General features: G+C 52.8%; 20 protein-coding genes. 12 read left to right on the plus strand and 8 right to left on the minus strand.

The genetic code is table 11. The features are described from left to right. Positions 1–3: 3 nt before the first annotated feature. On the minus strand, positions 4–1,344 hold the full coding sequence (locus PTW35_RS13935) for a Na(+)-translocating NADH-quinone reductase subunit A (protein WP_281025506.1): 1,341 nt from the start codon (positions 1,342–1,344) through the stop codon (positions 4–6). A gap of 664 nt (positions 1,345–2,008) precedes the next feature. Continuing rightward, positions 2,009–2,323: a transcriptional regulator BolA gene (bolA, locus tag PTW35_RS13940; RefSeq protein WP_281025507.1), complete on the minus strand. Its 315-nt coding sequence runs from the start codon at positions 2,321–2,323 to the stop codon at positions 2,009–2,011. 181 nt (positions 2,324–2,504) lie between these two features. On the opposite strand from bolA, the gene PTW35_RS13945 reads away from it, so the two are divergent. The 9 genes from PTW35_RS13945 (at position 2,505) to yajL (ending at position 10,747) form a co-directional block, all read left to right on the plus strand. Further along, complete coding sequence (locus PTW35_RS13945; protein WP_281025508.1) at positions 2,505–3,635, plus strand: methyltransferase; 1,131 nt, start codon at positions 2,505–2,507, stop codon at positions 3,633–3,635. 64 nt (positions 3,636–3,699) lie between these two features. Next, entirely contained in the window at positions 3,700–4,269 is a 570-nt protein-coding gene (locus tag PTW35_RS13950) for a YajG family lipoprotein (protein WP_281025509.1), read from the plus strand. Beyond that, on the plus strand, positions 4,269–4,823 hold the full coding sequence (locus tag PTW35_RS13955; RefSeq protein ID WP_281025510.1) for a peptidylprolyl isomerase: 555 nt from the start codon (positions 4,269–4,271) through the stop codon (positions 4,821–4,823). The genes PTW35_RS13950 and PTW35_RS13955 overlap by 1 nt, the downstream gene beginning before the upstream one ends. Positions 4,824–4,871: 48 nt before the next feature. Further along, complete coding sequence (locus PTW35_RS13960) at positions 4,872–5,234, plus strand: hypothetical protein (protein ID WP_281025511.1); 363 nt, start codon at positions 4,872–4,874, stop codon at positions 5,232–5,234. 186 nt (positions 5,235–5,420) lie between these two features. Then, complete coding sequence (locus tag PTW35_RS13965; protein ID WP_281025512.1) at positions 5,421–6,794, plus strand: MFS transporter; 1,374 nt, start codon at positions 5,421–5,423, stop codon at positions 6,792–6,794. 353 nt (positions 6,795–7,147) lie between these two features. Continuing rightward, positions 7,148–7,957: an outer membrane protein OmpK gene (locus tag PTW35_RS13970; RefSeq protein WP_281025513.1), complete on the plus strand. Its 810-nt coding sequence runs from the start codon at positions 7,148–7,150 to the stop codon at positions 7,955–7,957. Positions 7,958–8,265: 308 nt separating this feature from the next. Continuing rightward, positions 8,266–9,105: an outer membrane protein OmpK gene (locus tag PTW35_RS13975; protein WP_281025514.1), complete on the plus strand. Its 840-nt coding sequence runs from the start codon at positions 8,266–8,268 to the stop codon at positions 9,103–9,105. A 114-nt stretch (positions 9,106–9,219) separates the two neighbouring features. Next, positions 9,220–10,134 (plus strand): 2-dehydropantoate 2-reductase, encoded by a 915-nt coding sequence (gene panE / locus PTW35_RS13980; protein WP_281025515.1) that lies wholly within the window; start codon positions 9,220–9,222, stop codon positions 10,132–10,134. Continuing rightward, positions 10,124–10,747, plus strand: a complete 624-nt coding sequence (yajL, locus tag PTW35_RS13985; RefSeq protein WP_281025516.1) for a protein deglycase YajL — start codon at positions 10,124–10,126, stop codon at positions 10,745–10,747. Before panE ends, yajL begins: the two co-directional genes overlap by 11 nt. A 240-nt stretch (positions 10,748–10,987) precedes the next feature. On the opposite strand, the gene thiI is transcribed toward yajL, so the two are convergent. From thiI to pomA, 3 genes are all read right to left on the minus strand, one after another. Then, the gene (gene thiI / locus PTW35_RS13990; RefSeq protein WP_039460582.1) at positions 10,988–12,436 is read right to left on the minus strand and encodes a tRNA uracil 4-sulfurtransferase ThiI; all 1,449 of its coding nucleotides are present in this window, start codon (positions 12,434–12,436) and stop codon (positions 10,988–10,990) included. Between the two features lie 216 nt (positions 12,437–12,652). Further along, positions 12,653–13,573: a flagellar motor protein MotB gene (locus tag PTW35_RS13995; protein ID WP_281025517.1), complete on the minus strand. Its 921-nt coding sequence runs from the start codon at positions 13,571–13,573 to the stop codon at positions 12,653–12,655. 9 nt (positions 13,574–13,582) lie between these two features. Further along, positions 13,583–14,344, minus strand: coding sequence for a flagellar motor protein PomA (pomA, locus tag PTW35_RS14000; RefSeq protein WP_039460577.1), 762 nt, complete (start codon positions 14,342–14,344; stop codon positions 13,583–13,585). 320 nt (positions 14,345–14,664) lie between these two features. Between pomA and xseB the strand changes: the two genes are divergently transcribed. The 3 genes from xseB to dxs are packed head-to-tail and all read left to right on the plus strand — an operon-like array spanning position 14,665 to position 17,686. After that, positions 14,665–14,907 carry an exodeoxyribonuclease VII small subunit gene (xseB, locus tag PTW35_RS14005; protein WP_039460575.1) on the plus strand — a complete coding sequence of 81 codons (243 nt, stop codon included), beginning with the start codon at positions 14,665–14,667 and terminating at the stop codon, positions 14,905–14,907. Between the two features lie 10 nt (positions 14,908–14,917). Beyond that, positions 14,918–15,802 (plus strand): (2E,6E)-farnesyl diphosphate synthase, encoded by an 885-nt coding sequence (gene ispA, locus PTW35_RS14010; RefSeq protein ID WP_281027515.1) that lies wholly within the window; start codon positions 14,918–14,920, stop codon positions 15,800–15,802. Positions 15,803–15,826: 24 nt separating this feature from the next. Continuing rightward, positions 15,827–17,686, plus strand: coding sequence for a 1-deoxy-D-xylulose-5-phosphate synthase (dxs, locus tag PTW35_RS14015; RefSeq protein ID WP_281025518.1), 1,860 nt, complete (start codon positions 15,827–15,829; stop codon positions 17,684–17,686). Between the two features lie 72 nt (positions 17,687–17,758). On the opposite strand, the gene PTW35_RS14020 is transcribed toward dxs, so the two are convergent. The 3 genes from PTW35_RS14020 to thiL all read right to left on the minus strand — a co-directional run bounded on the left by PTW35_RS14020 (position 17,759) and on the right by thiL (position 21,400). Then, the gene (locus PTW35_RS14020; protein WP_281025519.1) at positions 17,759–19,825 is read right to left on the minus strand and encodes a hypothetical protein; all 2,067 of its coding nucleotides are present in this window, start codon (positions 19,823–19,825) and stop codon (positions 17,759–17,761) included. A 114-nt stretch (positions 19,826–19,939) separates the two neighbouring features. After that, positions 19,940–20,428 (minus strand): phosphatidylglycerophosphatase A, encoded by a 489-nt coding sequence (gene pgpA / locus PTW35_RS14025; RefSeq protein ID WP_197068516.1) that lies wholly within the window; start codon positions 20,426–20,428, stop codon positions 19,940–19,942. Continuing rightward, positions 20,429–21,400 (minus strand): thiamine-phosphate kinase, encoded by a 972-nt coding sequence (thiL, locus tag PTW35_RS14030; RefSeq protein ID WP_281025520.1) that lies wholly within the window; start codon positions 21,398–21,400, stop codon positions 20,429–20,431. It lies immediately after the preceding gene. Positions 21,401–21,413 lie beyond the last annotated feature (13 nt).

A 21,413-nucleotide genomic window follows, 5' to 3' on the forward strand; every position in this document is an offset into this window, starting at 1 on the left:
GAATTACCCTTCCTTCTCAATTGTGTCCAGGCACTGACGTAGCAAAGGACCAAATTCATACTTACCTGGGCATACGAAGGTACATAGTGCTAGATCTTCTTCGTCCAGCTCTAGTGCACCTAGCTGCTGAGCACTGTCCACGTCACCTGCACACAGGTCACGAAGAAGCAGAGTCGGCTCGATATCAAGCGGCATCACTTTTTCGTAGTTGCCGATTGGCACCATCGCACGCTCAGAACCGTTCGTCGACGTAGTCATGTTAAATAGCTGACCCGGGAAGAACTGGCTTAGGAAAGAGCGAGTAACAGAGAATTTGTTTTTACCTGGCGCGATCCAGCCCAAGAATTCTTTCTCACGGCCTTCGCGAAGGGCAGAAACTTGTAGGTGGTAGCGACCTAGGTAGGCGTGAGGGCCTTCGGCGTGAACACCATTCAGTACAGAACCAGAAAGGATACGCAGTTCGCCCGGCATCATTTCAGCATCTGTGATCTGCTCGATAGACGCACCGATCTGGGTACGAACTAGACGAGGGTTGTTAACCACAGGACCAGCCAGAGAAACCACACGGTCAGTGAAGATCTCACCTGTCAGGAACAATTTACCGAATGCGATAACGTCCTGATAGTTGATGTGCCATGCCACGTTCTCGATGCTTGCGCCGAACAGGGTGTGGATGTGGGTACCAACCAGACCCGCTGGGTGCGGACCGTTGAATACATGCTCTTCCACATTGGCTTCACTGCAGCGAGGTAGACTTGCACCAGACTTACAAACCAATACTTTACCGCTAGTTAGACGTGACAGTACTGTCAGGCCTGCAGTAAATGCATCGCTTTGCTCGTTGATAACAACTTCTGGGTTAGCCGCTAGAGGGTTAGTGTCAATAGCAGTTACAAAGATAGCCTGCGTTTCAGCATCGATCGCAGGGACCTTGCTGAAAGGACGCGTACGAAGCGCTGTCCACATACCAGACTCAACCAGCTGGTCTACCAGTACAGAACGCTCAAGTTGAGCAATCTGACCTGCGTCGTAGCTGTTGTATGTAATCTGCTCGTCGCCTTCTACATCAATCACTACGGATTGTAGAACGCGCTTTGCACCACGATTGATTTCTGCAACCTTGCCGCTGGCTGGAGCAGTGAACTTAACGCCAGGGTTCTTCTTGTCTTCAAAAAGAACCTGACCTTTTTTCACTACATCCCCTACGCGGATATGCATTGTAGGACGCATACCAACATATTCTTCGCCAAGCAAGGCGACACGTGTGATGGCCTTGCCATCATTTATCGCCTGGGTAGGAGTCCCTGAAATAGGGATATCCAGACCCTTCTTTATTGTAATCATACGCACTTGCACTACATTAACGGGAAAAAAACTTTTCTATTGCGCAATTTAGACACGACTTTCCTTCGTCCGAAGCCGGCTTGATCCGCAACCAGCAACGCAACATCCTATTCACTTACCTGTCACACTTTAGGCGACGAGTAATTTTGAGGCCGGAATTTTAGCATTATTTCGTTGGATTTTACCATGGCAAACAACGCTAATCGGGCTGAAAATCAGCTAACTCTTTAAACGCAATATCATTGTTGGGTAATTATTTTGAACTGACACACAAAAGTGACAATCTGGTGCGATTATCATTTATTTTTCATAGCCACCAGAATATTAATAAAAAACCAACATTTACCATACACTCACAACAATGGGGCAAAATGCCCCATTATTATATGTTTCAAATATGTCGCCATGTTAATCATTGTTAACAACTAATGTGTTTAGAATCCCTTGGCAGCCTTACGTTTCCACCACAAAAACAAGCAAAATTCCAAGGTTTCTACCAAGCCAGAATTTAGGCACGGCCACTGGATACGATTTCAATCTACCAATAATAGGCCGTATCTCTGCAATAGTACGAAATCGAGTGCAAAAATGATGCTGCAAATCTCAAACTTCAGAATAAAAAAAACCGCAAAGGCTGCGGTTTAATATCTGGTTCAGCTGTCAGTCAGCCCAGCTTGCTGCCACCGCGGCATGCCGGTGAGGCCGGTGCACCTTGCTGCTGACTCTGCCACTCGCTTTCGGTGTAGGTATGCACGGCCAGCGCATGGATATCATTGGCCAACTCGTCAGCCAGTGCCGTATTAACGGCGCGATGACGACCGATCAGGCGCATCCCCTCGAACTGCTCACTGACGACAACCACCTTGAAGTGACTTTCCGAGCCTTCCGGCACATTGTGCATGTAACTCTCATTGATCACCTCGAGATGAAGGGGCGAGAACGCTTGCTCTAGTTTGATTTGTATACGTTCCTGGATCATGGTGGGCCTTCTCCAACGGTAAAATCATCGCTACCGCCGACAACTGGCGTGGGGTAGCAAAGTAAATCCGAGTAACAGCGAGGTACTCAGGCATAAAGACTGACATAAAATGGGTTTTAACTGGTGGCGGGTTTTGCGAAAATACCGCCCAATGAGTAAACATACCGTAAAGTAACCGTTAATGAAACCAGAGCTAACCCTTCATGGGCGTACGCTGACCCTGCAGCGCTACCCAGTAAGGAACAATGAAACCCTACAGGCATGGGACGCCGCAGACGAGTACCTGATCAACCACGTCAAAGAAGCGGAGATCCCCCTCGACCCGGCCCGCCCAATCCTCATCCTCAACGATAGTTTCGGGGCGCTGAGCTGCTGGTTTGCCGAGGACGGGAAAGTCACAGCGGTTACCGACTCTTTCATCTCCAAGCAAGGTTGCACTGCCAACCTCGCCGAGAACCAACTGCCCGCAGCCAACATCATCGACTGCCTGGCAGAACTGCCTGCCAATCCGCAGTTGGTGTTGATGAAACTGCCGAAAAACAATCGCCTGCTGGTATGGCAACTGCAGCAACTTTGCCAGTTGCTGCCGGCTGATTGCCAGATCATTGCAGCAGCCAAAGCCCGCGATATCCATTCTTCGACCCTGAAGCTGTTCGAAAAGCACCTGGGAGAGACCAAGACCTCGCTGGCAGTGAAGAAGGCAAGGCTGATTTTCTGCCAAGCCAACCCGGCACTAGCCCAGCCGCTGCCGGCCCCTCAGCAATGGGATGTCCCCGAGCATAAGATGACCCTGGCCAACCATGCCAACGTGTTTTCCAGTGATAGCCTGGATATCGGTGCCCGCTTGCTGCTCGAGCACATCCCTAGCGGTGAGCAGTATCAGGACATCATCGATCTGGGCTGCGGTAATGGGGTGATCGGTATCAAGGCCGCCCGCCTCAACCCGCAGGCACGTGTGGTCTGTGTGGATGAGAGTTACATGGCTGCGGCGTCGGCCCAAATGAATGCCGAACGCAACCTTGACCATCCCGCCCAGTTCACCGCCAAGGTCAATAACTGCCTGGACGGCTTTCCGGCCCAAAGTGCTGATTTGGTGTTGTGTAACCCGCCATTCCACCAGCAGGCCGCTATCACCGACCATATTGCCTGGCAAATGTTTTGCGACGCCAAGCATGCCCTGCGCGCCAACGGCAAGTTGGTTGTGATTGGCAACCGCCACTTAGGTTATGGCGCAAAGCTAAAGCGTTTGTTTGGCAATGTCACTGTGATTGCCCAAAATAACAAGTTTGTCGTTTATCAATCAGATAAGTAAATTACAATATCACTTTTTACGGGGAGCTAGCGCAGCCCCCGCTTTACCCAAGGATAGAATAACTATGAAGAAGCTTCTTGTTGCTGCCTCCATACTTGCCCTGACAGCCTGCTCTAGCCCGTCAGAGCCCCAGCTCTCGATCAACCCTGAGCCGGTGATCGCCTCACAGCCTCTGGTACAAGGCAAAAGCATGAACCTCGATAGCCGTGATCTTCGCACCGCCCAATTCATTGCTGTGGTCGACAGCGGCCGCGAAAATGTCCAGCCGCTGCACAGCAACGAAAACCTGCGCCTGACACTGGAAGACGCCCTATCGCGCCAGCTGACATCGCAGGGATATACCATCTCAGAAGACAGCACAGGGACACTGCGCCTTGATATCCTGGAAGCCATGGTCAACGTCAAGCACAGCGTGATGAGCCATGAATTGAGCAGCAAGCTGCAGCTTCAGCTGGTCGTTGAGACCCCTAAAGGAAAATTCGTTAAGCGTTACTCCGGCAAATCTTCCCGCAATGGCGCAATGAGTGCATCGGTAGAAGATATGGAGCTGGCAATGAACAATTTGATCACTGCCGTTCTTAAAGACATCTATGCTGATCCAGAGTTGAACGCTTATATGCAGGAGAACCTATAATGCGTCGTTTGCTATCGACCCTACTGTTTTGCCTGGCTCTGCCCATCAGTGCAGCCCCCCAAGTCTCGGTAACCACCAACTTGGGCGAGTTTGTCATCGAGCTTGAGCAGGAAAAGGCCCCGGTTTCGAGTGAAAACTTCCTTCGTTATGTGGAAGATGGCAGCTACGAAGGCACCATTTTTCACCGTGTGATCCCGGGCTTCATGGCCCAAGGCGGTGGTTTTGATAAAGATCTCAAGCGCCGTTCAAGCTATGAGCCGATCAAAAATGAGTCGACCAATGGGCTGAGCAATGCCAAGGCGACGGTCGCCATGGCTCGCACCCAGGCGCCAGACTCGGCGACCCGCCAGTTTTACATCAACTACCAAAACAACACCTTCCTGGATGCCAAGGGCAGTCAGCCTGGCTATGCGGTATTCGGTAAAGTTGTGAGCGGCTTCGCAGTTATTGAAAAAATGGCAGAAATTCCGACTACAACTATCCGCTCCATGGGTATGAAAGATGTTCCGGAGCAGCCTATAGTTATTGAAAGTGTCAAAATTATTAAAAATTAGACACAGGCTGATGTCACCTGATCATTAGCCTGTGATCAGGTGACAGCTATGCTCAAACTTGTCTCTTCAAAACAAGGTGCCCCCGCATCATTGATCAGCCAACATATTGCTGATCATGCACCCGCCATTGCCCTCAGTGCCCTGGCCACCATCAGCGGCAACGTCAATTATGACGCGATGAAGACCACCGTCACCGAACACCTTCATGAATGGTGGAAACTCTCTGTCCCCTCAGGCTCGCCAGACGATCATTACGAGTCGACCTACTGGTACTTGATCCACTTGCTGGAGTCACTGGAGGAGCATGAGTTGCTGGGCAACAATTTCATGCAATACAAGGTCAGCTCGGCTGCACATTATTTGCTAGGTGTGGGTGAACGTCAGGCGAAGATGCAGGGGATCCGCCCTTAATCTCCGCTATGTGTTCCTAAAAATTCCTCAGTCTTTTCCTCCACTTTGTTTCAGCAATACACAAGTTTCATACTTTGCCACCACCTTTTACTGTATTTTTACCAAATTACTCGGTAGCTTGCGGGTATGCCCCTATTGCTTGGGGTTATACTACTGGCTGCTAAATCAGAAAGACCTGAGGGATCCATGGAGCAATCGATTGAAAATGAAAAACTTGGCTGGCGAGTTTATCTAGAGAAAAAAGTCCTTATCATGCTGGCACTGGGCTTTTCTTCCGGCCTGCCATTGCTGCTGGTATTTGGTACCTTGTCTTTCTGGCTTCGTGAAGCCGATGTCAGCCGCACAGATATCGGTTTTTTTAGTTGGGTGGCCTTGGCCTACGGTTTCAAGTGGATCTGGTCGCCCCTCATCGACCGCTTTCCTATTCCAGTCCTGTCCACCCTGCTGGGGCGCCGACGAGGCTGGATGGTGTTCTCGCAGTTACTGATCATTGCCTCCCTGGTGGGAATGGCCGTCAGTAACCCGCAAGCCGACTTGGTACAGCTCGCGATTTTTGCCGTCATTGTCGCCTTTTCATCGGCTTCGCAGGATATCGTAATCGATGCCTACCGTATCGAGTTGGCCTCGGAGCGGTTACAGGCAGCGCTGGCGGCCGCCTATATGACAGGCTACCGCTTAGCGATGATCATGGCCGGTGCAGGTGCGCTGGCCTTTGCCGCGTGGTTCGGATCCAATACCGGATATGATCCTGAAGGCTGGAAGTACGCCTACTTCATCATGGCAAGCCTGATGGGCGTTGGCCTCGTGACCGCGCTGTGTATCCACGAGCCAACTATTGATAGCTCCGCCATTGATAATGTCGAACAAGAATTCCGCCAGGAACTGATTGCCAAAGGGACTTCCCCTCGCACGGCAAGGCTTATGGCCTGGTTCTATACTGCCGCTATCATGCCATTCAAAGATTTCTTTGATCGGTATGGCAAACAGGCCTTGCTCATTCTGGCCCTGATCGGCTGTTACCGGATCTCCGATGTGGTAATGGGTGTCATGGCCAACGCCTTCTATGTCGATATGGGCTTTACCAAAACCGAAGTCGCTTCGGTATCCAAGGTCTATGGTGTGATCATGACCCTGCTCGGCGCTGGCCTCGGCGGGATCCTGGTCAGCAAATACTCGACCATGCGTATCCTTGCCCTCGGTGCCGTGCTCGCTGCCGTTACCAACTTGGCTTTCATGGTCTTTAGCTATATTGGCAACAGCCTGCCGATGCTGACCCTGGTGATCTCACTGGATAACCTCAGCGCCGGTATCGCCACTGCGGCTTTCATTACCTTCATGTCGAGCCTGACCAACGTGGCTTTTTCGGCGACACAATACGCCTTGTTCAGTTCTATCATGCTGCTGTTCCCGAAATTTATCGCAGGTTTCTCAGGCTTATATGTCGATATGTTTGGCTACAATATCTTTTTCCTCACCACGGCCCTGATTGGCCTACCGGTACTAGGCTTGATTTATATCGTCAATAGGCACAGTGGAAGCTTGGCCGCAGAGAGTCACTAGCCACACTAGCTGCATTTCCCCAGCAAATAGCAAAAAAGGAAGTATTCTGTTGAGCAGGAATACTTCCTTTTTTATTTTCCATTGTTTTTATCGCTAATTGGGCTCGCAAAAGTGCGCTTAGAGCCCCCTCTTCACACTTAGTTCAGAAAAATTACCATGAAATGCATAAAAAACACGCTAAAGATCACTTTTACCTGACTTTGTAATCGATTACAAACGATCAAGATCACATTTAGCAAAGGATTGCGCAATCGTTACATTCACAAAGGTGACATAAAGCAATAAACTCTCCGCCAACAGAACACGGACAATCAAAAGTCCGGTCTTAAAACACAATTAGCGAGAGTTCACCCATGCGTAAATCACTAGTAGCACTAAGCGTTCTAGCTGCTTCAGCTGCAACAGCAGTAAATGCGGCAGATTACTCTGACGACATCCACAAAAACGACTACAGCTGGTCTCAGTTCAACCTGATGGCAGCGGTTGACGAAAAAGGTGCGGGTCCTGAGTCAACTCATGACTACCTAGAAATGGAATTCGGCGGCCGTTCAGGTATCTTCGACCTATACGGTTACGTTGACGTTTTCAACCTAACTAGTGATCCAGGCAGCGACAAAGCGGGTGCAGAAAAAATCTTCATGAAGTTCGCGCCACGTATGTCTCTTGACGGTCTAACAGGTAAAGACCTGTCTTTCGGTCCTGTACAGGAGCTATACCTAGCGACTGTTATGGAGTGGGGCGGTAACTCTGGTGTTAACTCTCAAAAAGTTGGTCTGGGTTCAGACGTAATGGTGCCATGGTTGGGCAAAATCGGCCTGAACCTATACGCAACTTACGATTCTAACCAGAAAGACTGGAACGGTTACCAGATCTCGACCAACTGGTTCAAGCCGTTCTACTTCCTAGACAACGGTACGTTCATTTCTTACCAGGGTTACATCGATTACCAGTTCGGTATGGAAGATGATGCAGCATTCCAGTCAAGCCACGGCGGTGCAATGTTCAACGGTATCTACTGGCACTCTGACCGCTACGCAGTGGGTTACGGTCTGAAACTATACAACAACGTTTACGGCTTTAAAGACGGCGAAGCTCTACCATGGGCTCCAGTTGCTGACTCTTCAGGCGTTGGCCACTACTTCAGCGTAACTTACAAGTTCTAAGTTGCTGCTCACGTAGTTGACGGAAAAAGCACCTTCGGGTGCTTTTTTTGTTTTGGCTTGCTCCTGCTATTCCCTGGTCTCTCAAATCTAAGATAGAAATTACTTTCGAGACACCCTGTCTTTGTTGTTCATTTCTGGCACATTTTTCAAGCTTTAAGATTTTCATACGCAAGATCCTTGCCGCAGTTGCAAGACAGCGCCCCGTCGCCGACCACTTCCGCTAGCCTTTAATTAGCACTGGACTACGCCAGACCACATGGCCCACCAGCGCTCAACAGGCAATGGCAAATGGCTAGCGAGACACTATCATGTATAAAACCCTGACCGCTTTGAGTATCAGCGCAGCATTGATGCTGCCCACGACCGGCTTTGCTGTCGATTATTCTGACGATATCCGCAAAAACGACTATAAATGGATAACGTTCAACCTGATGCAAAGTATCGACAACAAGATCCCCTTTGGCTTCCAAGATGACACCTACTTTGAAATGGAGTTCGGCGGCCGCTCAGGCTGGCTTGACGTATACGGCTACCTGGATGTGTTCGACATATTCAACTCCAGCACCTCAGACCGCAACAAGCCACAAGGCAGCGATGATTTCGCCGACAACTTTTTCTTCAAGTTTGCCCCGCGCTTGTCAATCGATGGCATGACCGGCAAAGACTTGTCGTTTGGTCCGGTACAGGAACTCTACATTTCCACCGTCACCAACGTCGGCGATAACGCGTTGTTTGAACATTACATCGGGCTGGGCTCTGACATCGAGATGCCCTGGTTCGGCAAGATGGGACTCAATACCTATGCCCGCTACGTGCGCGAGAACTTCGGCGCCGCTAACGAGGGCAAATGGGACGGTTACATGGTGTCGACCAACTGGTTCAAGCCCTGGTACACCTTTGCCAGCGGCCATTTTGTCACCTATCAAGGCTACTTGGATTATAAATTCGGCGCATCAAAGATCACCGATGATCCAAACCGTAGTACTACGTCAATTGAGTGGTTCAATGGTATCTACTACCACACCCCTCAATGGGCTTTTGGCTACGGCCTCAAGTATTATGACAATATGGCTCTGTTCAAAGATGGTGGGATAGCCGGAGAAACGACAGGATTTGGCCACTACCTCTCGGCCAACTATAAATTCTGACCGGTTCCCCATCTAACTTCTGCCTACCTCCGCTCAGGGAAGAGCGGAACATCCCCCGATTAATCCTATCAGTGTTATCATCCCACCATACCATCAGATACACGGAAGCCAGTTGTGAACATCACCATCATCGGCGCAGGTGCCATCGGCAGGCTATGGGGCTGCAAACTTGCCGGTAAACATAACGTCCAATACTGGACCCGCGACCATCGCCGCCAGTTGACGATTCATTTATCGGCCTCAGAGGCCACCCAACACACCACATCCAGCAACACCTTCGACTTTGAAGCCAATCAGGAAACCTTCCTGGCGAGGAGTGACTTGGTGCTGGTGACCGTCAAGGCGTTTCAAATCGCTGGCGCTATTCAAGCCGCCAGGCCGCATATTGCCCCGCAGGCAACCGTCGTTGTCATGCACAACGGCATGGGGAGCCAGCAAACCGTACGGGAAATGCTTCCTGATAACCCTATCGTTTATGCCACGACAGCACAGGCCGCGTTCCGTCCAAGCGAGGATGAAGTACGCCATACCGGTATCGGGCCAACCCTATTGGGCGGCATCACTGCTCAAGGAAATCGCTTACAGCAACTGGGCCAGCTTTTTGATGATGCCCTTTCCCCTTGCCAGTGGCAGGACGACATCAACCTACCCTTATGGCGCAAGCTGGCGATAAACTGCGCCATCAATCCGTTGACCGCCCTCCACAATTGCAAAAATGGTGAGCTGGCACTGGCACAGTTTGATACCGAACTAACCAATATTTGCCAGGAAGTAGCTGAGGTCATGACCGCAGAGGGCTACCCAGTGGCAGGCTCTGAACTCCGGCAACAGGTCGACACGGTGATAAAAGCAACGGCAGGCAACTTTTCTTCCATGAATCAGGACGTTTGCCATCAAAGACAGACTGAAATCGACTATATTAGCGGATATCTTATTGCCCGGGCGAAAGCACACCAGATCGCTGTGCCTTGCAACCAACGCCTGTGGCAAGCAATAAAAGAACTGGAGAAACAATACCATGACCAATGACAGCGCCAGCCAAAAAACGATCAGGGTAGCGGTATGCATTGCCCCGGGCACCGAAGAGATGGAAGCCGTGACCACCATCGATATGCTGGTACGCGCCGGTTTCTCGGTGACTACCGCCAGTGCGGCCTCTGACGGCGCATTGATCATGGAAGGATCGCGCGGCATCAAGCTGGTCGCCGATACCGCCCTGGTCAATATTGCCGATGAGCCGTTTGACTGCGTGGTCCTGCCGGGCGGCCTCGGCGGGGCCGAATGCTTCCGCGACAGCCCGCTGCTGGTTGAATTTGTCAAACAGCATAAATACGACGGCAAATTAGTTGCCGCAATTTGCGCTGCCCCTGCCTTGGTGCTTGAGCACCACCAGCTCTATCCCGACGCGCTGATGACATCCCACCCAAGCTTCCACGACCATATTCCGGCCGAGCGCCTGCGTACCAAGCGAGTGGTTTACGACATCAACAACCGCCTGCTGACCAGCCAGGGGCCGGGAACGGCAATGGAATTCGCGTTTGAAATCATCAACCACCTGGCCGGCAAGGAAAAAGCCGCCGAGGTCGCGGAGCCGATGGTGGTATGGCCGAATATGCACTACACGGTTTTACCTAGAAAATAGGGCCGCGGAAATTCGTCCTGCCCGAGGTACAGACATAAAAAAACGAGAACCATACGGTTCTCGTTTTTGTTTGGGTCCTGGGTCCTGGGTCCTGGGTCCTGGGTCCTGGGTCCTGAAGGCAGGCTATGAAAATGCGGACGGCTTTTTCAAGCTTTTTGCTCTTCATGTTTTCCTAGGAACAAGGATCTGCTTTTCCTAGATCCATCTTCTCCTAGGGCCAGCTCTTCCCAGCACCTTCTCTTACGGACGATACACCTTGACGTTATCGAAGCCGTTCTCTTTCAGGTACAGCGCCTGAAGGCGGCTCATCACGCCACGGTCACAGTACAACAGGTAAGTCTTGTCCTGCGGCAGATCACCAAACTGGGTCGCCAGCTTGTAGAACGGAAGGTGCTTCACATCGACATTGTCGATTTCCAGCGGGTTCTCGTCCTCTTCATCCGGGCTACGGATATCCAGTACCACGGCGTCGGTCTCGATCTGATCGACCAGCTCGATTTCCGGTGCCTGCTCCTGGCTTTCTTTTTCGATGTCACGGATATCAATCACACGCGCCTCAGTGACCACTCGCTCAAGAACAGTAAAATCGAACTTCGCTTCCTCGGCTTCCAGCTTCTCTTTCACCGCTTTGACTGTCGGGCTCTTGGAAATCACACCACAGAACTCAGGCATGGTCTTGGCAAAATCTTCGGTACCGATCTGGCGGGCAACATCGATGATGTCTTCCTTATCCCAGTTGATCAGCGGACGCAGGATCAGCGTATCGGTCACGTTATCGATATGACGGAGGTTAGTCAGCGTCTGGCTCGATACCTGGCCCAGAGCTTCACCAGTTACCAACGCTTCGATACCAAAGCGCTCAGCAACCATACCCGCTGCACGCATGAACATGCGCTTAAGCACAACGCCCATCTGGCCGTCATCAATGTTTTCAAGGATCTCGCCCACAACCGGTTCGAAGTCGATGGCAATAAACTTGACCTTAGCGGATGAACCGAATTTCTTCCACAAGAAGTGGGAAACCTGCTTCACGCCGATTTCGTGCGCTGGACCGCCTAGGTTGAAGAAGCAGTAATGGACTTTGCTGCCGCGTTTGATATGCAAGTAGCTCGACACACCCGAGTCGAAACCACCGGAGATCAAGCTCAATACGTCTTCCTGGGTACCCAGCGGGAAGCCACCTAAACCTTTATGGCGGGCTAGGATCTGGTTAAGCTTGTCGTTCTGGACTTCGACACGCACCGTCACATCAGGGTTCTTCAGCTTCACCGATGCCGACTCAATCGCTTGGTTCAAACCGCCCCCGACGTAACGCTCCAGCTCAATCGAGGTAAAGTCATGCTTACCGGTACGTTTGGCACGCACACAGAAAGTCTTGCCTTCTAGGCTGTCACCAACATGGGCCAGCGTCTGCTCGTAGATATCGTGCAGATCGGTAAAATCCGTTTGCTTAACTTCCAATGTATGGTGAATACCCGGAGTCTGGGTCAAGACAGCCAACACTTCTTCACGCAGGCTCTCGTCTTTTGGCACCACTTCAATGTGGCTGCGGCGGTTGTATACCGCAATAGAATCAGACAGACGCTGAAGGATAATGCGAATGTTACATTCTAAGATTCTGGTAAAACGCTTACGTACGGATTCACTCTTTACGAAAATCTCAGGATGGGGTTTAACGATAAATTTCATAACACGCTTCGCTACACTGGGCCAAACAATACCAAAAAGGATCAAAGGCGCGGATTATACAGCAAGCAGGCTGTTGCTGAAACAAGGATATATAGTCAAGCTACTTAAATATAGTGTAGGCATATTTTCATTTAGCGTTAGCCAGTTGCTTATCCCCAAACAAACAAAGGCCGTCTCCTGCTAGGAAGACGGCCTGTAAAATCACGCCAATCAGGCTTACTGAGTACTACGACTGGAAATTTCTTCGCTGTAGTGGGGCTCGCCCTGCATGATGGAAATTTCTACCCGGCGGTTGGCCTTACGCGCATCCGGGGTGCTGTTGTCGTTCAGTGGCTGGGTATCGGCCAGGCCCACCACCCGCAGCCTTTGATGATTGAAACCGTCAACCTGCTCCATCTCCTGCGCCACCGACACCGCACGCTGGGCAGAAAGATCCCAATTGGAGCGATAGAGCTCTGAGTCCAATTTTTGGTTGTCGGTATGGCCACTGACCCGGATCACCCCCGGCACGTCTTTGACCAAATCCGCCACCTGGCGGATCAGCGGACGGAATTTCGGCTGCAAGAAGGCCGACCCTTCCGGGAAGGCGCCTTTCTCCTTGATGCGGATCACCACCTGCTGGCCGAGGTTCTCCACCTCGATGGCCCCTTCCTCCACTTCGCGGTTCAGGGCCTGCTTGAGTACCTCGAGCAACTGCTCTTGGGCTTCGGACATTTCCGACTCGTTGTTCTGGTTTTGCTGGGTCGCGATTTCTGCACTTTGGCCACCGGTCAGCTTGCCGGCATCACGCTTGGTCCCGCCGGCCCGGTCGGAATCCCCTTCGTGGAAGTCCAAGGTCCGCTGGGTCATGTCGATGGTCTGCTGCATGATCACCTCAATCGGTGTCGGCTCGGGCCGGCCCGGGCGGAACTCCTGGGCGATCACACTGGTGCCCTTGGGAATATCCTTCACCTCCAGCATATTCTGCACCCCAAACGCAAATTTCATCGAACCGGCGATCTGCTTGAACTTCAGCACGTCCATTTCAGAAAAGGACAGCAGCAGAACAAAGAAACACATCAGCAGCGACATCAAGTCGGCAAAAGTGCCCATCCACTGTGGCAGGCCCGGAGGGGGACATTTATGTTCTTCTTCCATCTGCCCTTCTTAATCGTCAACGTTGATAGTACGTTTTTTCTCGTTGAGGTAGTTCTTCAAATAGCTGTCGATAACCCGCGGATTCTGGCCATCCTGAATCGCCAGCACCCCATCGAGGATCAGGCGGCGGTTGAGCTTTTCCTCATCTTTGCGCAGCCCCAGCTTCGCCGCAATGGGCAGCATTACCATGTTGGCCAAAATCGCCCCGTACAGGGTGGTCAGAAGGGCAACCGCCATCGCCGGGCCAATCGACTTAGGATCGTCCATGTTCGACAGCATGGCCACCAGGCCAATCAGCGTACCGATCATCCCCATCGCCGGCGCAACATCGCCCAGCGCTTTGAAGATACTGATCCCCTGCTCATGGCGTTCATTGGTCAAGGCGATGTCTTTTTGCAGTGTCGCCCTTACCACATCAGCGTCGTGGCCATCCACCAGCAAATCAACGCCTTTGCGCAGGAAGGTATTGTCCACTTCCATCTCTTCGAGCGCGAGGAAGCCACCTTTACGGGCGGCGTCGGCCATCTCGACGATTTTAGCAATCAAGTCTTCCGGGTTGTCGTTCTTGAACATAAATGCCTTGAGGGCAATTTTAGTCGCCCCCAAAAACTGGCCGACGCTGTATTGCATCAGTGCCACAAACAGCGAACCACAGAACACAATCAAAATAGACTGAGTATCAACGAACATGCCAAAGCTGCCGCCAAGCACCATCGCCATTATGACAAAAGCAAATGCCCCAATTAATCCTATAAGGGTCGCCAAATCCACTTGGTAGTCTCCAGTTCGTTGCTCTCGGGAATCATTATCGAGCGAACATTGTATCTAGCCCCTTGTGACCTTTCAAAGCCACAATGCCAAAAGGGCTGCATTCGTTCATTATTCACACTTCAAGGCAGTGCCAAGACGCAGCCAAACATCCGCGATTCTCTTTACTGCACCTTATTATCGGCACTTTGCTGCTCAGGTTTAGTCTTGCCCCGATAAAAAATGAAAAATCCTGTTTGTGACACAGATTACTGTGAGATAATTTGACCCAGAATACGCTCTACGCTATTTTTTCGAGCACTTATATAAGAAGCGACACCACTATGGCAGCCAAAAAACCAGAAAATATGGCCTTTGAAGCCGCATTGGATGAACTAGACTCAATCGTCAATGAGCTGGAATCCGGTGATATTGCGCTAGAAGATGCGCTGAAAAAGTTCGAGCGCGGCATTGCTCTTGCCCGTACCAGCCAACAAAAGCTGACCCAAGCCGAACAGCGCGTTGAAATCCTGCTTCAGGCAGACGACGAAGCTCCCCTGACCAAATTTGATGCAAATAATGAATAACACGCCATCACTGTCGCAATCACTTCAGTTTTACCAAGCGCGCAGCAATCAGCAACTCGGGGACTGGATCGATACCCAGCCTTTTGCCGACCTGCCGCTGATCAAAGCGATGAAGCACGGTGCCCTGCTTGGCGGCAAACGCGCCCGGCCGTTTCTCACCTATGTGACCGGTGAAATGCTCGGAGCCAGCGTGGCTGATCTCGATACACCGGCCGCCGCGGTGGAGTGCATCCATGCGTACTCACTGATCCATGATGACCTGCCAGCGATGGATGACGACGATCTACGTCGCGGCCAACCGACCTGCCATATTGCTTTTGATGAAGCGACGGCGATTCTGGCCGGTGACGCGCTGCAAACCCTGGCGTTTGATATTCTGGCCTCCGGCCCTTTGAGTGCCGACGGAGAGCCCCATCGGGTAGCCATGATCAGCGAACTGGCCAAAGCCTCTGGTGCCAGTGGCATGTGTATGGGCCAGGCCCTTGATCTGGATGCCGAAGGCAAACAGGTAGGCCTTGAGCGGCTCGAAACCATCCATCGTCACAAAACCGGGGCGCTGATCCGCTGTGCGGTTCGTCTGGGTGCGCTGGCTGCCGGGGACAAAGGACTTGCTGTTCTGCCCCACCTAAATGCCTATGCCGATGCAATTGGTTTGGCGTTTCAAGTCCAAGACGATATTCTAGACGTAGTAAGTGATACCGAAACCCTGGGCAAACCGCAGGGTTCAGATATCGAGCTGGAAAAAAGTACCTATCCTGCTCTTCTCGGGTTGGATGGCGCAAAGGCAAAAGCTCAGCAACTGTACCAACAGGCACTACACGCATTGAGTGCAATACCTTACAATACAGAACAATTAGAAGTTTTTGCCCGATACGTCATCGAGCGCAATAACTAAAAACAGCAAAGCGCCGTGAATGTTATGACACTGGATATTTCAAAATACCCTCATCTGGCGTTGGCCAACACACCAGATGAGTTACGCCTGCTGCCAGCAGAGAGCCTGCCGGCGGTGTGCGACGAGCTACGTACCTACCTACTGAATTCTGTCAGCCAGAGCAGTGGCCACTTTGCCTCTGGTCTGGGTGCCGTCGAGTTAACCGTCGCTCTGCATTATGTATACAACACCCCTTTCGATCACCTGATTTGGGATGTCGGTCACCAGGCCTACCCGCACAAGATCCTGACTGGGCGCCGTGACCAGATGCCGACTATCCGCCAGAAAGGCGGGGTACACCCCTTCCCGTGGCGTGAAGAAAGCGAATACGATGTCCTGTCGGTCGGTCATTCGTCAACCTCGATCAGTGCCGGTCTGGGGATGGCTATCGCAGCAGACAAAGAAGGTCTGGGCCGCAAGGTCGTCAGTGTCATTGGTGACGGTGCCATCACCGCCGGAATGGCTTTCGAGGCGATGAACCATGCCGGTGATGTCCATTCGGACATGCTGGTGATCCTCAACGACAACGAAATGTCGATTTCGGAAAATGTCGGTGCCCTTAACAATCACCTTGCGCGCCTGCTGTCCGGTAACCTTTACACCACTATCCGTGAAGGCGGTAAAAAAGTCCTTTCCGGTGCGCCACCGATCAAAGAGCTGGTCAAACGTGCCGAAGAGCATCTCAAAGGCATGGTGGTTCCTGGCACCATGTTCGAAGAGCTGGGCTTTAATTACATCGGCCCAATTGACGGCCACGATGTCGAAGAGCTGGTCAAAACCCTCAAGAACATGCGCAACCTCAAGGGTCCGCAGTTCCTGCACATCATGACCAAGAAAGGCAAAGGCTATGCCCCTGCCGAGGCCGACCCGATCAACTACCACGCGGTACCCAAGTTTGATCTGACCCAGAACCCGATCCCGAAAGCCAAAAGCCAGCCGACATTCTCCAATGTCTTCGGTGACTGGCTGTGCGACATGGCCGAGCAAGACGAAAAGCTGATGGCTATCACGCCGGCGATGCGCGAAGGCTCTGGCATGGTCCGCTTCTCCAAAGAGTACCCGTCACAGTATTTCGACGTGGCGATTGCCGAGCAGCATGCCGTGACCCTGGCCACAGGTATGGCGATTGGTGGCTACCACCCGGTTGTGGCGATTTACTCGACCTTCCTGCAGCGGGGCTATGATCAGCTGATCCATGATATCGCCATTATGGATCTGCCGGTCATGTTTGCCATCGACCGGGGTGGACTGGTCGGTGCCGACGGCCAAACCCACCAAGGGGCCTTCGACCTAAGCTTTATGCGCTGCATTCCGAATATGGTGATCATGGCGCCGAGCGATGAAAACGAGTGCCGCCAGATGCTCTACACCGGCCACATTCACCAAGGTCCGAGTGCGGTGCGTTACCCTCGCGGCAGCGGTACGGGCATTGCAACCGCGCGAGAAATGACGGCATTGCCCATCGGTAAAGGGGTGGTTCGCCGCCAAGGCGAGAAAATCGCTATCCTCAGCTTCGGTACCATGCTGAGCTACGCGCTTGAGGCTGCCGAAAGCCTCAATGCGACCGTCGCCGACATGCGCTTTGTCAAACCGCTGGATGAGGCTCTGATCCTCGAGCTGGCTGCCAGCCACGACGTGTTGGTCACGGTGGAAGAAAATGCCATCGCCGGCGGTGCAGGCAGCGGTGTCAACGAGTTCCTGATGAAACAGAAGGTGCTCAAGCCGGTACTGAACCTCGGCCTGCCGGACCGCTTCATTGAACAAGGCACCCAAGCCGAACTCCATGCGATGCTGGAAATTGACGGCCCGGGGATCGAGAAACAGATCCGCGCTTATCTCGACTAAGCCGACACTGAGCTATAACAGCAAAACTCTCTGCCCCAAGCGACTCTGGTTGCTTGGGGCTTTTTATCTCGGCTAGTTGTCGCCAACTCGTTTCAAGATCATTCCCTGATAGCCGCTTAGCGACACTTGGCTAACCGCAGATCCCAAGCTGCCATCAAAATTAACTCGCTGGTAATGTCCATCCAGACTGACATCAAGCGGCTCAGTTGCGAAGAAGTCGGATTGATTGCGCTCCCTGGCTCCCCGATAGACAACGAGCCCCTTGCTGTAGCGGCGGGCAATCACCCCCTGCTTGGGGAAATCACCAAACCAACCACTACGCTGAAGCCAATACCAGCCCGAAGGCTGGAGGGGAATACCACCGATAGCCGTTGCAGCAGAGTCTGCCTCTACCCCCTTGCCTTCGAACACAACCCGCTCAGTCCCTTGCGGAGCTATCTCCGGAACACCGATGTCAACGCTCAGCATGGCTGTCGGTTGATAGGCGCTATTCTTGGCCATACCCGGCTGTGGCCAATTTGCAGTATCGGTGTGGCCACTGCCGTAACGATAGCTCTGGTTCCAGCTGTGATAATAGGTTTGGCCGGGGACGTTGAACAAATAGTAGAGTGCCAGGCCGGTTTCGATGTCCTGCTGCCATGCCGATAGATCCCTTGGTGAGAGCTGGCTTCTCCCCCCTTTGGTGGAAGCCATGATCAAGCTCTTGTCCTGTTGGACTGCTAGGGCAAAGTTATCCCAATATCGCTGAAGCCGTCCAAGCCCGATAGCCGGAGTGAGGTAGTGCTCCCGCAACCAGACATCAATCACCTCCCTCAGTGCCGGCGGCCAGGCTTCATAGTGCCACAGGTTGAGCTCGGAGATATTGGCAGCCAGCCACCGGGTACCAGTCAGGGATTTGACTTGCTTAAGAAAGCCAGCAAGCTGCATCGCATAATCGTACTCGGCCTGCTGACTTCCGGCGACATACGGCAGCTCATTGATTTTACCGCCCGACACCACCTTGAACTGGTTGTCACCCAACAACTTCGCCATATCATCGTTGTAAGCTCCAGACAGTCCCTGCCGCTGCCAATCCTGTTGGTACCACTGGGCATGAAGGGTATTGAATGCGCTATCGAGCAAGTTGACCCGATACCAGCAGGTTCCCGGCCATAAATAGCCTGCCGGGATCAGCCTTGCTTGATGGCGGAAGCGGGCCGAGGCACTGACATTGGCACGTACCGAAAATTCATGCTCATCGACATAGCCGTCACTATTCTTATCGTTACGGGGATCCCAGCCGGGAATGGCAAGGCCCTGCTGTTGCCCGGTCTGCGAAACCGCAAGCCAAGGAGAGATGGCTAGGGTGTCAAGCCGACTGGCCTGCGGCCAAGACAGCGATAGCATCCATACCCTCAGCCCTGCTGCCAGGCCGGGATCGCCGGTGTTGAGCTCCCGCCCTAGATAGCGGGGAAAGGCACTGTGCCATGCCCCGCCCGGCACAAACGTTCCTAGGCTTGAACTAGAGCCCTCGGCCTGCCAACTCACCGCTACGGGCTGCCATCGCCCGACGGCGCCGGTGTCATCGGCTACATGGCGAGAAACTCGGGGCAGGCTATCGGCCTCCAGTTCAAAAGCATCAAAGGGATATGACGACATGACAATGAGCTGATCGCCGGCCTGCAAATCAATCGGCAATCGTGCCGTGGAAAATTGGCGGTTGCGGACCAGAAGCAAGTGATAGGGATGCCCCTCAAGCAGGTAGGCCATTCCCGAGCTTGGCTTATCCATCAGCAACACGGTATCTTCGGCAAAGTGCAGATACCCCTCTTCCACGTCGACTCCAGCGAGAAAAGCCTGGTGGCTCAGCCAGGCCTCTTGCTTACCCGGACGGCAGTCAAACTTGTGGGCATACATATACCCCATCGCGTTCATCTTCTGGTTCATCGCCCGATCTTGCATGCTACCGAAAACCACATCGGCATGCTGGCTCTCCCAGGCTTTTACCTGCTCGGCCGTGACCGGCTTGCCGTCAATCACCGCATCTTGCCAACTGCCCGGTAGCACCCAGGCCGCCCCAGTCGAAGGGAAGATCTGGCCGTAGGCTAAGACGGGGATCATGGCTATCAGCCCTCCCCATTCTCGATATTTCCTGATCATGCCCCCTCCCTAGTGCCTTCTCCTCTAGCCCCTTAAAGCTTAGCCCACTGAATTAGAAATAAAAAAAGCCGTGCTAGTGCACGGCTTCAATCTCATCAAGGCAAGAATACTGGGTTACCAACCCAGCCAGTGACCAAGGCCCCAGAGAGCAATCATCGCCATGAAACCGGCCAAGATATCATCGACCATGATGCCAAGCCCACCGTGGACATGCTTGTCGAGCCAGCTGATCGGCCATGGCTTAACCATATCGAAAAAGCGGAACAGCACAAACCCCGCCAGGACCCACTGCCAACTCACAACAGGGGCTATCGCCATGGTGATCCAGAAACCGACGAACTCATCCCAGACAATGCTGCCGTGATCATGGACACCCATATCATCAGAGGTTTTCTGGCAAATCGTAATACCGATAAAGGCAGCCACCACGGTGATCAGCAGGTAGACCGTGAAAGGCAACTGCACCATCAGCAAATACAACGGGATCGCTGCCACGGTTCCCATGGTACCCGGTATGATTGGAGAAAGGCCGCTACCAAAACCGGTCGCCAACAAATGCCATGGGTTTTTCAGGTTAATCTTGTCTTTCGGGTTTGCCACAATTTACTCCGCAAAATGATCATATCCGTGCAGCTGCCAGTTTAGCGGCTGGCCATCGCGTACCAAGCGAGTCCCCTGCCCCGGTCGCAACTGGCCAATACAGGTTGCCTTTACGCCACTGTGGGCCAAGGCGATATCTACTGCGCCCCGATTCTGCTCCGGCACCGTAAAGCACAACTCATATTCTTCGCCACTGGCCAAGGCTAGCTGCAACGCTTTATCCCGCTCAGGCTCAAAGGCTTCCAGCTCTGGCGAAAGAGGTAGTTTATCAACGTCAATTTCTGCTGACACCCCTGAGCGTTGCAAAATATGCCCGAGGTCGCTAATCAGGCCATCCGAGATATCCAATGCGGCCGAGGCTATTCCGCGCAATGCCTGTCCAGCCAGAATACGAGGCTGTGCCTTGTGGTGGCGCTCAAGCAAAGTTGACTCGAGCATCGGATCATCGACTGTCCTCTGTCCCAGCAGCAATGCCAGGCCGGCGGCACTATCCCCCAAATTTCCGGTGACGTAGATCCAGTCACCTGAGTGGGCGCCGCTGCGGGTCAAGGCTTTACCCTTAGGAATAAAACCATGCACGGTCAGGGTGATACTGAGCGGCCCCTTGGTGGTGTCACCGCCCACTAGCTGGACATTGTAATACTCGGCCAAGGCGAAAAAGCCCTCGCAGAACCCTGCCAGCCAGGCCTCATCAGGCTTGGGCATAGTCAGAGCCAGCGAAACCCAAGCCGGCGTCGCCCCCATGGCGGCCAAATCACTGAGGTTGGAGGCCAGGGCCTTGTGGGCAACCCAGGCCGGATCAGCCTCGGCCAGAAAGTGGGTCCCCGCAACCAGCGAGTCGGTACTGACGGCCAGCTGGCTCCCTTCCGGTACCTCCAGCAAGGCACAATCGTCACCGATTGCCAAAGGCACATCTTTTCGTTTCACGGCCTGGTGCTCAAAGTACCGGGCGATCAGATCAAATTCGTTTGCCATATTCTTCTTTGGG

This window comes from Photobacterium sp. DA100 (assembly GCF_029223585.1).
In the GTDB taxonomy this organism is placed as follows: domain Bacteria; phylum Pseudomonadota; class Gammaproteobacteria; order Enterobacterales; family Vibrionaceae; genus Photobacterium.